Below are 12540 nucleotides of genomic sequence, written 5' to 3' on the forward strand. Positions count from 1 at the left end.
TTAGAAGCAAGCCTCAAACAAGGCGCGCGTGTTTTTCGGCGTCATTTCCACGGGATTTCCCCCTGTCGATGGGTCGATCAGCGCTCCCTGAACAAGCTTGTCCATATCTGGATTTGTGATGCCCATTGCGGTCAGGTTCGCAGGGATTTTCAAGCCAGCATTAAGCGTTCCGACATAGTCGTAAAAGCCGTCAAAGCCACCCTCGATGCCAAGATAGCGTGCCGCCGCGTTGATGCGATCTTCAATCTCCACACGGTTCATGCGCAATACAGGTTGCATCACGACGGCGTTGGTTGTGCCGTGGTGCGTGTTGTACATCGCGCCGATTGGGTGGCTCAACGCGTGAATGGCGCCAAGTCCCTTTTGGAAAGCAGTTGCCCCCATCATCGCCGCCGACATCATATGCGCACGTGCCTCAAGGTCGTTTGGCTTGGTGAAAGCCGTCATGAGGTTTTCTTTCACCAAACGCATACCTTCGAGCGCAATGCCTTGGCTCATCGGGTGGTAGTGTGGTGACGAGAAAGCTTCGAGACAGTGCGCGAAAGCATCCATCCCTGTGCCTGCCGTGATGAACGCGGGCATGCCCGTTGTCAGCTCTGGATCGCAAATAACGATGGCGGGCAAGATTTTAGGGTGAAAAATGATCTTCTTTTCATGCGTCACGGAATTGGTGATCACCGACGCGCGGCCGACTTCGGAGCCTGTGCCAGCAGTTGTGGGAACCGCGATGATCGGTGCGATTCCAGCGGGGTCGGCGCGGGTCCACCAATCGCCGATGTCTTCAAAATCCCAAAGGGGGCGGGTTTGGCCAGACATGAAGGCAATCACTTTGCCAAGGTCGAGGCCAGAGCCGCCGCCAAAGGCAATCACACCGTCGTGGCCACCGGCGCGATACACAGCGAGGCCCGCTTCCGCGTTTATTTCATTTGGGTTGGGATCAACATCGGAGAAAAGCCCGCGCCCAAGGCCAGCGGCCTCAAGTTGATCGAGGGCTGCCGTGGTGATCGGTAGGTTCGCGAGGCCCTTATCCGTAACGAGCAGGGGTTTTTTCATACCCGTCGCTTTGCAGGCATCCGCGAGTTCACTGATGCGGCCAGCGCCGAATTTGATTGTGGTTGGGTAGGACCAATTGCCAGTTAAGTTCATGACATTTATGCCTTTTTAAAGTGGTAAGATTTTGGGCGTGTGAGGTTGTGATACCCAATGACCGAGAGGCCGCCGCCGCGACCAGTGTCTTTGCAACCTGTCCAGCAAAGTCCGGGATCAAGGTAATCCGCACGGTTCATAAACACAGTTCCGGTTTCGATTTGGTCGCCGATACGGGCCGCGCGATCAATGTCTTTAGTCCAAAGGCTTGCAGTTAGGCCAAAGTTGCTGTCGTTCATAAGGGCAATCGCCTCGGCATCGTCTTTGACCGACATAATGCCAACAACAGGGCCGAAGCTTTCGTCACGCATGACGCGCATATCGTGAGTCACATTGGTGAGGATTTGCGGCATGAGATAGGCGCCACCGTCGTCCTGTGGGAAAAGCGCGGGGTCGATCAATGCTGTTGCACCTGCGGCGATGGCTTCTTCAGTTTGCGCGCGGACTTCGGCGGCAAAACGGGTGTGGGCCATGGGGCCGAGGGTTGTGGTTTCTTCGAGTGGGTTGCCAAGTTTGTAAGCCGAAACAATCGCCACAGCTTTTTCGACAAAGGCGTCGTACAGGCTCTCGTGGACGTAAATCCGTTCGATCCCACAGCAGCACTGACCAGAGTTGAACATCGCCCCATCAATAAGCGTATCAACAGCCGCATCGAGGTCTGCGTCTTCCATAACATAGCCGGGGTCTTTGCCGCCAAGTTCAAGGCCGACACCGGTAAATGTCCCAGCCGCTGCACGTTCCATGGCTTGGCCACCGCCAACTGATCCCGTGAAATTCACAAAACCAAAACTCTTGGCTGCGATCAGGGCGCTGGTGGTTGCGTGGTCAAGGAATACGTTTTGGAACACGTCCGCAGGGATGCCCACGCTGTGGAAAGCGGCGGCCATACGTTCGCCCACAAGCAGGGTTTGGCTCGCGTGTTTGAGCAAGACGGCGTTGCCCGCGATGAGGGCGGGCGCGACCGTATTGATCGCGGTCATATAGGGGTAGTTCCATGGGGCCACGACCAAAACCACGCCATGTGGTACGCGTTTGATATAGCGTTTGAACTGGGCATCTTCGCCAACTGCGATGTCCGCGAGGGCGTCTTCGGCAATCGTGGCCATGTAGCTTGCGCGTTCGTTGAAGCCGCCGAATTCACCACCATAGCGCACGGGGCGACCCATTTGGTGGGCGATTTCAAGAACGATTTCGTCGTTCATTGCACCAACGGCAGTAACGCCAGCCATGACCAAGGCACTGCGCTCACTCAAAGGGCGTGCGGCCCACTCGATTTGCGCAGCGCGGGCGCGCGCAACGGCGGCCTCTGCTTGAGATTGGGTCAGGACTGGGCGTTCGGCATAAAGCGACCCGTCGATGGGCGAGATACATTTCACTGTGTTTGTCATGTTTAGGCTCTTTCAAATCCGCGAGCGATTTCGTAATCGGTCACGATGCGGTCAAATTCTTCAATTTCCCACGTAGCACAGCGGGTGTAGTGATCTACAACGTCGTCGCCAAAGGCTTCACGCAGCATCACAGAGTTCGTGAGTGTTTTGGCGGCGTCGCGCAGAGTTTGCGGGATCTCGGGGCCGTCGCTGTCTCCATATGTGTCGCCTTTGGCGGGGGATGCAAGGGGAAGATTTTCCTCCATGCCCTTGATCCCCGCAGCAAGTTGACAGGCGAGCGCAAGGTAGGGATTTAGGTCGCTCCCACCGATGCGGCATTCCACGCGCACAGACTTGGAGCCTGCGCCACAAAGGCGGAAACCAGCGGTGCGATTGTCCACGGACCAGACGGATTTGGTGGGGGCGAACATACCCTTTTGGAAGCGTTTGTAGCTGTTGATATAGGGAGCGAGGAAGTAGGTTACGTCGGGCGCATATTTCAACAGGCCGCCCATATAGGCACGCATCATATCAGACATGCCAAGTTCGGCATCGGGATCAAAAAACGCGTTCTTGCCATCTTTCCAAAGCGACTGATGCACATGCGAGGAGGAGCCAACGAGGTCGCGCGAAACCTTGGAAAGGAAGCTGACGGCGTGGCCCTTTTGCCAAGCGATTTCTTTGACCGCATGTTTGGCAATGGTGTGAAATTCGGCGCAATTCATAGCTTCGGAATACTTGATGTTGAGCTCTTCTTGGCCCGCCTCGGCCTCGCCTTTGGTGCTCTCAATCGGAATGCCCGCAGCATAGAGATGGTTGCGAATGGGGCGCATCACATGCTCTTCTTTGGTGGTTTGCAGGATGTGGTAATCTTCGTTGTAGGCCGAGATCGGCGTCAAATCGCGGAAGCCGAATTTTGAAATTTCTTCAAAGCTTTTCTCAAACAAGAAGAACTCAAGCTCAGTGGCCATGATTGCCGTAAAGCCCATGTCTTGAAGGCGCGCGACCTGCTTTTTCAAAATGGCACGCGGGGAATGGGGAATGGGATTGTTATGGTGATCGAGCACGTCACAAAGTACCATGACGGTGCTGTCGAGCCACGGCATAGGGCGGATGGAGCTCAGATCGGGCTTCATCACATAGTCGCCATAGCCAGATTCCCAGCTGGTTGAGGCAAACCCATCGGGTGTGGCCATTTCGAGGTCAGTGGCGAGCAGGTAATTACAACAATGGGTCTCGCTATAGGCGGAGTCCACAAAGTGTTGTGCGAGAAAACGCTTGCCCATGAGACGGCCCTGCATGTCCACAAGACAAACCAGAACTGTATCAACTGTGCCAGCGGCGACAGCGGTTTTAAGAGCTTCAAAACTTAGCATTTTCGTATCCTTTGGGTGAGCAAGTGCGCCCCAGAACGGGGCGCACCGTATTTATTGACCTAACGGTATGGACGGCCAGCTTTGATCATATCTGCGTTGTATTGCTTGATGATATTGACAACCTTGGCTTTGGTCTCGCTTTCGGCAGCAATCTCATCCCAGAATTTAACGGCGGCATCTTCAACAACAGCCCATTCTTCGTCAGGGATTGTTGTCAGTTCCATTTTCGGACCGTTGACACGGAGCGCAGCTTCGCCACCCCAATACCACCACTGACGGTAATAGTGCGATTGGTCGGTACAAACTTTGAGCAGTTCTTGCAAGTGCTCAGGAAGCTCATTGTAGCGATCCATATTGGCAAAGAACGAACCCGCCCAAGCGCCGGAAATGTTGTTGGTGAGGAAATAGTTGGTCACGTCGGCCCAACCCACAGTGTAATCCTCGGTGATGCCGGACCATGCGATGCCGTCAAGCTCGCCCGTTTGCATCGCAACTTCGATGTCCTCCCAAGGAAGCGTTACGGGAATGACGCCGAATTGTGTGAGGAAACGACCCGCAGTTGGGAAGGTAAAGATGCGTTTGCCTTCGAGGTCTTTGAGCGAAGTGATAGGCTCTTTTGTTGCGAAGTGGCAGGGGTCCCATGCGCCAGCAGAGATGTGTTTTACGCCAACTTTGGAGTATTCTTCGTCCCAGATTTCGTTCAGGCCGTATTGGTTGAACAGAACTGGCACGTCGAGCGAGTAGCGACTTGCCATGGGGAAGTAGCCGCCGAATACAGTGACTTCGGTTGGGGACGCCATGGAGTCGTCGTCGGATTGAACCGCGTCGATTGTGCCTTTTTGCATCGCACGGAAAAGTTCGCCCGTTGGGACAAGTTGGTCCGCGTAGAACAGTTCGATTTCCATCTCGTCGCCAGCAATTTTATTGAAGCTGTTGATGGCCGGGGTGATCACATGCTCGGCCAATGCAGGGCCAGCATAAGTTTGCATCCGCCATTTGATTTTGCTTTGGGCGATAGCTGGGGCCGCGAGGGTTGCGCCAACTGCGCCAACCCCTGCGGTGGTGAGAAACTTGCGTCTTGTTGTCATGGTCGTCTCCTTGTTGAGGTTTTATAGGGTTTGCCCCATTCGGGGTCGTTGAAATTATTTGCCGTAAACGTAATTTGGAAGCCACAAAGCGATCTGTGGGAAAAGCATAATCAAGGTCAGCGCCAACAGCATCACCAACACAAACGGCAGGATTGAGCCGTAGATGTCCTTAAGGGTGATTTCCGGTGGAGCCATGGCCCGCATCAGGAACAGATTATAGCCAAAAGGCGGCGTCATATAAGCAATTTGTGTCGTGATTGTGTAAAGGACACCATACCAAATCAGGTCAAACCCAAGGACTTGCACCAAGGGCACATACAGGGGTGCCACAATCACAAGCATCGCAGTATCGTCAAGAAAAGTCCCCATAATAAGGAACGAAAGCTGCATCAGGATCAGGATCATCCAAGGATTTAAGCCAAGTTGATCGGTGAATAGACTGTCGATAGCCTTCACCGCGCCAAGTCCATCAAACACCGCGCCAAAGCCGAGTGCGGCGAGGATAATCCACATGAACATACAGGAGATCAGCAACGTGTTGCGCACGGAGTTCTCGAAAACTTCAGAGTTCATCCGCCCCTTAAGGACCGCCGCCAAAAAGGCCGTCATTGCGCCAATCGCAGAACTTTCCACAAGGCTTGTCCAGCCATTTACAAAGGGAACCATCATCGCAAAAAAGATGATGAGGGGGAGGAGGCCCGAGAACAGAAGGCGGTTCTTTTCTTTGAGAAAAACGTCCTTATAGAAAAGAGGTATGCTGCGGGTCACATAGGCGAGCCCACCAACTGCCAGCGCGAGCACAAGGATGGTTTTGGCCGAAACAGACTCTGCTTGCAGAAGGAAGGGGAGCATCAAAAAGGCGGCGATGATTACAAAATTGATCCGCAAAGGATGTTCCGAGACGCGGTCATATTCGGCCAAGTCTTCGGGCTTCATCGCGGGTCCAAGCTCTGGATTCAGTTTGCAGCGGATCACGATATAAAGAATGAACATAGCGGCCATCATCAAGCCCGGAACCACTCCGGCAAGCCATAGCTGCCCGACGGGTTGGCGCGCAATCATCGCATAAAGCACAAGCACGACCGAAGGCGGTACAAGAATTCCTAGCGAACTCCCCGCTTGAATAACCCCCGTCACCATCCTCTTGTCATACCCACGCCGCAGAAGTTCAGGTAGGGCAATCGTCGCCCCAATCGCCATCCCCGCCACCGAAAGGCCGTTCATAGCCGAAACCAAAACCATCAAGCCGATCGTGCCAATAGCGAGCCCGCCGTTTAGTGGCCCCATCCAAACGTGGAACATTTTATAGAGGTCGTCGGCAATTTTACTTTCCGACAGGACATAGCCCATGAAAATAAACATCGGTAACGTGAGTAGGGGGTACCATTTCATCAGCTTCATCGCGCTGGAGAATGGAATATCACTACCGCCAGTACCCCAAAGGGTTAGGGCGGCAACCGCCGCGACGCCGCCGATCGCGCCAAACACCCGTTGGCCGGTCATCATCATTAGCATCATGGTGGCAAACATGAAGATTGCGATCATTTCGTAGGACATTAGAGGCGTACTCCCTTGAGGGTCGCAATATCTTTGAGGAGTTCGGAAATCGCCTGCAAAAGCATCAAGAAAATCCCAATGCACATCGTGATTTTGATCGGCCACATGTATGGGCGCCAAGCGGTTGGCGAGCGCTCGCCGTATTTGAACGAATAAGCGGTGCTGTCGTAGGCGCCATAAAGCAAGACACCGAGATAGAAGATGAGGAACAGCACCGTGAAAACGTCAAACCACGCTTTTTTCCGCGTCGACCACTCGCCATAAAACAAATCCATCCGCACATTCGCACCCTCTTGGATCGAATAGGGACCGCCAAGCATGTAATAGGCGACCATGGCAAACTGCGCGATTTCTAGCGTCCAAAGCGAAGGATTGAAGGCGATTTTGGAGACAGACGACCACATGAGGATCGCGATCATTACGAAAATCCCATACATTGTTATGCGCCCAAGGCGACGATTGAAGCCGTCAACAATGCGGACATATACACGGATAAATGGGATCATTCTGTCGACTCCTGAGGGGTCGGAACACCAATGTCGTTAAGAGACTTCCTCAAAATCCGTAAAAGCATTTGCGCAATTTCCTGTCGTTGCTCTGGCGTCGCTAAAAGGTCGTTCCTGATTTCGAGCATAACATTCGCAATGCCATTTTCAACGCCATGAACTTTGAGCGTGTGGGTTACCCCGTGTTCTGGACCGTAGGGTTCGTTGCGCAGGGTCAAAAGGGTTGTTTCTTGGGGGGCGTTCTTGAGCATCGCGTCGGCAAGACGGCTGTCAGAATCGTGCAAAACACCTAATTCGACGGCGCGGGGGGTGCCGTGATAAATAGGGGTGAAACTGTGGACCGTTACGATGGCTTCAATGCCTGTTGCCATCATCTCAGTGAGGGCGGCGCAAAATGGTACGTAGTAGTTTTTTGTACGCGCAGCGCGCTGGGCCTCGGTCAGGGCAAGATTCCCAGGAACATCAAACTGTTCGCTTTTGGCGGGCATCGCATCGAGCGCTTCAGGTGGGCGGTTGCAATCGTAAACAAGCCGCGAAACACCTGAAGCAACGAGTGGGGCGTTGAGGCCAAGAGCCAACATCTGCGCAACGTCAAAAGCGCCCGGATCCCACGCTGCGTGACTTTCGCGCGCGACATCCGTCAGCCCCAAGCCGTCAAATTCCGTTGGAATAAACCGCGACGCGTGTTCGCAAACAATTGCGATGGGCGTCGCGCCTTCGCGGTTTACGAATACGGCCGGTTTCCCCTCGATGTCTTCTAGTCTTAACATTCACCCACCCAAATCAACGCTTCCAAAGATGGCGCTTTGAAAGTATTGTTTCAGAACGCATCACTCTGTCAACTCTTTTACGAAAGCATTTCCTTCACGAAAACGCATTCCCTTGGTATACGCATAAAAAAGGGGCCTATTTTGACCAGTACACCAGAGACTATATCCGATATTCTGCGTGCCAGCTTCGCAAACCTGACCCGCGCGGAACGCCAACTTGCGGATTCGCTCCTGCAAAACTATCCCATGTCAGGTCTTGGCTCGATCACGATGGTCGCTCACGACGCGGAGGTTTCGACGCCAACGGTCGTACGGATGGTACAGAAGCTTGGCTTCTCGGGGTTCCCTGAATTTCAACGTGCACTACGCGGCGAGTTGCAAGCGCAGATTTCTGACCCGATAGAAAAACACGATACATGGGCGGGGCGTGCGCCCACCGAGCATATTCTCAATCGTTTCACCGATGCGGTTATGGGAAATATCCGCCAGACCTTGGGGCAAATTGAAACGACGGGCTTTGACGAAGCTTGCGACCTTTTGGCGGATATGGATCGCGGAATCTATGTTGTGGGCGGTCGTATTACGCGCGCTTTGGCGGATTACTTTTTCCTCCACATGCAGGTTTTGCGTCCAAATGTGACCCATATTCAGTCAATATCCAATGCATGGCCGCACTACCTTCTTGAGGTCAAAGAAGGTGATGTCGTGGTGATTTTCGACGTGCGGCGCTATGAAAACTCGACGCTTAAACTCGCGGAACTTGCCGCCGAGAAGGGCGCGAAAATCATCTTGTTCACTGATCAATGGCAATCGCCGATCGAGAAGATTGCGACACATACATTTAGCTGTCGCATTATCGTGCCTTCTGCTTGGGACAGCTCTATTGTGCCTATGCTTTTGTTGGAAACGGTGGTGGCATCGGTACAGGAGCGCACGTGGGATACCACGCGGCCACGGATGGAAGCGCTCGAAGATATGTTCGACCGCACCCGATTTTTTCGGAAGTTTACCTAGGATCTAGAAGTCGACTTCGACGCCGGGAAGTTTAAGGACTTTGACCAACTCGCGCAGCTCTTGACGGGCCGCGACGTTCGAGATGTTCATCTGGCCTTTAACACCGATATCGCGCAGGTCGAGTAGCGTGAGGCCCTTGGGGAACAATTCGCGGAAAATGACCCGCTCGCCGAAACCGTTCGCAGTGCGAAAGCCAATGCGCTTGGAAAGGTCTTCCATCGCTTGGCCCATTTTTATCTTGTTATGCATGTTTTGCGCGGCAAGACGGTTACGCACAACGATCCAATCAATCGGCGGCAGACCAGCTTGAGCACGCAGTTGCCGCGCGTTCCACACCATTTCCGAATAAACCGACGGTCCGAGGATTTTGTTTGTTTCGGGGTCCACACGGGCCAAAAGATCGAAATCCACAAAGCTATCGTTGAGCGGGCTAACCAATGTGTCGGCAAGCGAGTGCGCAACTTGGGACAGGCGCGTATGGCTTCCCGGACAGTCAATAAGAATAAAATCGCAGGTTGGCTCCAAGGTCGCGACGGCCGCTGACAGGCGGTGGTCATAGATATTTTCACCGGGTTCGAGAGCGGTGGAGTCGATTTCGGGAAGGTCTTGGTAATCAGGGCAGGCGAGCGTGAGATCATGCTTTTCTGCATAGGCTTTGCGGTTTTCGATATACCGACCAAAACTTTTTTGACGCAAATCCAGATCAAGCGCCCCAACCGAATGCCCCATGCGAACCAGCGCCGTTGCCAGATGCATCGAAGTTGTCGATTTGCCTGAACCGCCTTTTTCATTCCCCACAACGATAATATGCGCCAAATCTTTTCCCCTTCAAAGTCCTGCCAGTAGCCCCAGCTAATGGGGACACTATATGTTGTGATTTTCCTTATGGGAAGCCATCGCAGGCGGCAAGAGAATATGAAAGATTGTCGGCATTGGATTGGAATTATGCTCGCCAGAATTCGCTGTAGGCGTATAGTTCCTTCACGAGTATTTTACGGGAGAGAATTATGACGGAAAGTAATGATATGACAGGTTTGGCGCGCACCGCATTGGATCATTTGAAACAAGGGGAACTTGCTTTGGGTTCGCATTGGGAAGCTGCGCATGAAATCTGTCAGGCCTATGAGGACGTCCAGATTATGAACCGCATTCATGCTTTGTGTCACCGCATAGAGGGCGACATCCCAAATGCGGGATATTGGGATCGTATGGGCGGGCAGGAAACGCCGACAGGGACTTTGACCGACGAGTGGAACGGTCTTAACCAATCTCTTGCAGAAGCTTAGGCCGTCAGAAATGCGCACAAAAAAACCCGACTGCAAAACAGCCGGGTTTTTTGATAAATATCGTGGACAGCTTAGAAGCCAAGACCAGCGTATTTGTTTTTGAACTTGGAAACACGTCCGCCAGCATCCAAAAGACGCGAGCTGCCGCCATTCCATGCGGGGTGCACGGAGGGATCGATTTCCAAGGAAAGCTGGTCGCCCTCTTTGCCGTATGTCGAACGCATAGGAACGATTGTACCGTCTGTCATCTTGACGTTGATGAAGTGGTAGTCGGGGTGAATATCTTTTTTCATGGCCCTTTTCCTTACGCTTCTTTTTTGGGTTTATAGTTAGTAACTTCGGCGATACGTGCGGATTTACCACGACGTTCACGCAGATAGTACAATTTGGCGCGACGGACTTTACCGCGGCGAACCACGGTGATGCTGTCGATGTTTGTGGAGTGCAGTGGGAATACGCGCTCTACACCTTCACCAAAAGAAATTTTGCGAACTGTGAACGAACCAGCAATGCCGGAACCGTTTTTACGGGCGATACAAACGCCTTCGTAGTTCTGTACACGAGAGCGCGTGCCCTCGGTTACCTTGTAACCAACGCGGATAGTGTCACCCGCTTTGAAATCTGGAATGTCTTTTGCAAGGTTTGCGACTTGCTCAGCTTCCAATTGTGCAATCAGGTTCATCTGATTTACTCCATAAATGCTCGCGGTTTTTTCCACGAAGTTTGTGCGGTCTAAGTGCTCTTGGTCATTCACCGGGTCCCGAAAAATCAGCCCGCCAGAGATAAGATCGTCATTCCTTTGAGAGGTAGCCCACAAGCGGTTGATGCACATAACACCCAAACAGAAGAATGTTTGGTTTGACGCGCCCCGCGTTAGGGATAGCCCTTAGTACCTGAAACAAGAACCCAAACAGAATCATCCACCCAGTTTTCTCATCTCAAGTCTGCGCGGTATAGGCGCAAAAAGGCCTAGGGGCAAGCCCCAAGCGACCACAAAGTTGCCTGCGAAGACCTAAGGAAAGCCCCGTTAAATAAGGGACAAAATTGCCATGCAGCACAGGATGACGATCATTGCCCAGCTAAAGACATAAACCCCTGTTCGGATGCCTTGCGTCGGCTTTCCCACGTTTCTCAAGTAGATCAGCGCGTAAACGATGCGGCCCAAAAGGAAGAGGACCATCAATAGATTGACCCACCAACTTGGGGCGCCAACGAGTATGCATGAAAACAATGCAATCGCTGCGGGGGCCAAGTTCTCCACGCCGTTTTGATGCGAACGATCGAGGCGATACAACGCGGTCTCATAGTCGGCTTTGGGTGAACTTCCGGGTGTGAGCGCGGCCGATGCTTTGGCGGCCCCCACCATTGCGCCTTGAACCAAAACAATTAGAACAAACACGAGGAGCGATAGTATCGCGGTCGAATAGGCGGCTACAAATTCCATTTGAGTTCTCCCTAAATGAGTTTCTGTGTTTCAATAGGGGAAGGAAAGCCTAGGCATGTCAAGGTCTTCCACGCTTAGGGCGCCCGTCATTTAGGCCGTTTCTGGTAGGCTTCCCATAGGTCTGGACGCCGTTCTCGCGTGATTTTTTCTGACTGCTCGTGGCGCCATTTTTCAACTTTCGCGTGGTTGCCTGAGGTGAGGACCGCTGGGATTTCATGGCCTTCCCAAATCGCAGGACGCGTGTATTGTGCGTGTTCTAGTAGGCCGTTTGAAAAGCTCTCTTCTTCGGTCGACACGTGATTTCCAAGGACATCCGGCAGCAACCTCACCGTGGCGTCAATCATGGCTTGGGCGGCAATTTCACCACCGGTTAAAACGAAATCCCCAAGGCTCACCTCTTCGATTTCATAATGCTCCAAAACACGTTCATCCACGCCCTCAAACCGTCCACACAGGATGGTCATTCCCTCGGCTTGTGCGAACTTCTGGACCATCGCTTGCGTAAGCGGTTTGCCCCGTGGTGACATATAAATAACAGGCCAGCGCGCGCGATCCTTTGGTGCGCCGTGTGTCGCATGTTCTAGCGCTTTGCCAACCACATCGGCCCGCAATACCATCCCCGCACCCCCTCCTGACGGCGTGTCATCGACGTTTTTGTGCCGTCCGTCGCCATAGCTACGCAAGTCGATGGTCTCCAGCGCCCAAAGCCCCTCCTTTAAGGCCTTCCCCGTCAAAGATGCACCCAATATCCCCGGAAAAACTTCCGGAAAAAGCGTGACGATCTTGGCGGTCCACGCACCCTTTAGGCGGGGGGTGTCCGTCATCAATTCGCGTGGTTTCAGGGACGTGCTTATAGACAAACGGCCGTGGGACTTTGTGGCGAGGGCTCTTTTCATTGGTGGGATTGTCATGAAATATCTCTTGTTTTTAGCGTGTTGCCTGTGTTTTCGCGCCGTGCAGGTGAAAGTTTTGCACGGAGACTGTCC

General features: G+C 53.1%; 14 protein-coding genes. 2 read left to right on the forward strand and 12 right to left on the reverse strand.

The genetic code is table 11. The features are described from left to right. Genes AB9F26_RS01115 through AB9F26_RS01145 form a run of 7 tightly spaced genes read right to left on the reverse strand, consistent with a single transcriptional unit; the run spans position 1 to position 7810 of the window. Positions 1-1146 carry an iron-containing alcohol dehydrogenase gene (locus AB9F26_RS01115; RefSeq protein WP_335586021.1) on the reverse strand — a complete coding sequence of 382 codons (1146 nt, stop codon included), beginning with the start codon at positions 1144-1146 and terminating at the stop codon, positions 1-3. A gap of 5 nt (positions 1147-1151) precedes the next feature. Then, complete coding sequence (locus AB9F26_RS01120; RefSeq protein WP_335586022.1) at positions 1152-2534, reverse strand: aldehyde dehydrogenase family protein; 1383 nt, start codon at positions 2532-2534, stop codon at positions 1152-1154. Between the two features lie 2 nt (positions 2535-2536). Beyond that, positions 2537-3889 carry a glutamine synthetase family protein gene (locus tag AB9F26_RS01125; RefSeq protein ID WP_369767088.1) on the reverse strand — a complete coding sequence of 451 codons (1353 nt, stop codon included), beginning with the start codon at positions 3887-3889 and terminating at the stop codon, positions 2537-2539. Positions 3890-3948: 59 nt separating this feature from the next. Then, positions 3949-4977 carry a twin-arginine translocation signal domain-containing protein gene (locus AB9F26_RS01130; RefSeq protein WP_039001605.1) on the reverse strand — a complete coding sequence of 343 codons (1029 nt, stop codon included), beginning with the start codon at positions 4975-4977 and terminating at the stop codon, positions 3949-3951. Positions 4978-5031: 54 nt separating this feature from the next. Next, positions 5032-6534: a TRAP transporter large permease subunit gene (locus tag AB9F26_RS01135; protein WP_369767089.1), complete on the reverse strand. Its 1503-nt coding sequence runs from the start codon at positions 6532-6534 to the stop codon at positions 5032-5034. Then, positions 6534-7040: a TRAP transporter small permease subunit gene (locus tag AB9F26_RS01140; protein WP_039001607.1), complete on the reverse strand. Its 507-nt coding sequence runs from the start codon at positions 7038-7040 to the stop codon at positions 6534-6536. Before AB9F26_RS01140 ends, AB9F26_RS01135 begins: the two co-directional genes overlap by 1 nt. Next, on the reverse strand, positions 7037-7810 hold the full coding sequence (locus AB9F26_RS01145; RefSeq protein WP_335586025.1) for an N-formylglutamate amidohydrolase: 774 nt from the start codon (positions 7808-7810) through the stop codon (positions 7037-7039). The genes AB9F26_RS01140 and AB9F26_RS01145 overlap by 4 nt, the downstream gene beginning before the upstream one ends. Before the next feature lie 141 nt (positions 7811-7951). Between AB9F26_RS01145 and AB9F26_RS01150 the strand changes: the two genes are divergently transcribed. Continuing rightward, on the forward strand, positions 7952-8824 hold the full coding sequence (locus AB9F26_RS01150; RefSeq protein ID WP_335586026.1) for a MurR/RpiR family transcriptional regulator: 873 nt from the start codon (positions 7952-7954) through the stop codon (positions 8822-8824). A gap of 3 nt (positions 8825-8827) precedes the next feature. Here AB9F26_RS01150 and AB9F26_RS01155 read toward each other — a convergent pair whose 3' ends face one another. After that, positions 8828-9640 carry a division plane positioning ATPase MipZ gene (locus AB9F26_RS01155; RefSeq protein ID WP_039001609.1) on the reverse strand — a complete coding sequence of 271 codons (813 nt, stop codon included), beginning with the start codon at positions 9638-9640 and terminating at the stop codon, positions 8828-8830. Between the two features lie 191 nt (positions 9641-9831). On the opposite strand from AB9F26_RS01155, the gene AB9F26_RS01160 reads away from it, so the two are divergent. Continuing rightward, entirely contained in the window at positions 9832-10110 is a 279-nt protein-coding gene (locus AB9F26_RS01160) for a hypothetical protein (RefSeq protein WP_335586027.1), read from the forward strand. A gap of 71 nt (positions 10111-10181) precedes the next feature. Here the strand turns inward: AB9F26_RS01160 and rpmE are convergent, their stop codons facing one another. The 4 genes from rpmE to trmD all read right to left on the reverse strand — a co-directional run bounded on the left by rpmE (position 10182) and on the right by trmD (position 12465). Further along, complete coding sequence (gene rpmE / locus AB9F26_RS01165; RefSeq protein ID WP_039001611.1) at positions 10182-10403, reverse strand: 50S ribosomal protein L31; 222 nt, start codon at positions 10401-10403, stop codon at positions 10182-10184. Positions 10404-10414: 11 nt separating this feature from the next. Next, on the reverse strand, positions 10415-10792 hold the full coding sequence (gene rplS / locus AB9F26_RS01170) for a 50S ribosomal protein L19 (protein WP_039001659.1): 378 nt from the start codon (positions 10790-10792) through the stop codon (positions 10415-10417). Positions 10793-11137: 345 nt separating this feature from the next. Further along, complete coding sequence (locus tag AB9F26_RS01175) at positions 11138-11554, reverse strand: MAPEG family protein (RefSeq protein ID WP_369756352.1); 417 nt, start codon at positions 11552-11554, stop codon at positions 11138-11140. Between the two features lie 86 nt (positions 11555-11640). Next, positions 11641-12465, reverse strand: a complete 825-nt coding sequence (trmD, locus tag AB9F26_RS01180; protein WP_369767090.1) for a tRNA (guanosine(37)-N1)-methyltransferase TrmD — start codon at positions 12463-12465, stop codon at positions 11641-11643. Between the last annotated feature and the right edge of the window lie 75 nt (positions 12466-12540).

It is taken from the genome of Falsihalocynthiibacter sp. BN13B15 (assembly GCF_041205415.1).
GTDB classification, from domain to species: Bacteria; Pseudomonadota; Alphaproteobacteria; order Rhodobacterales; family Rhodobacteraceae; genus Falsihalocynthiibacter; species Falsihalocynthiibacter arcticus.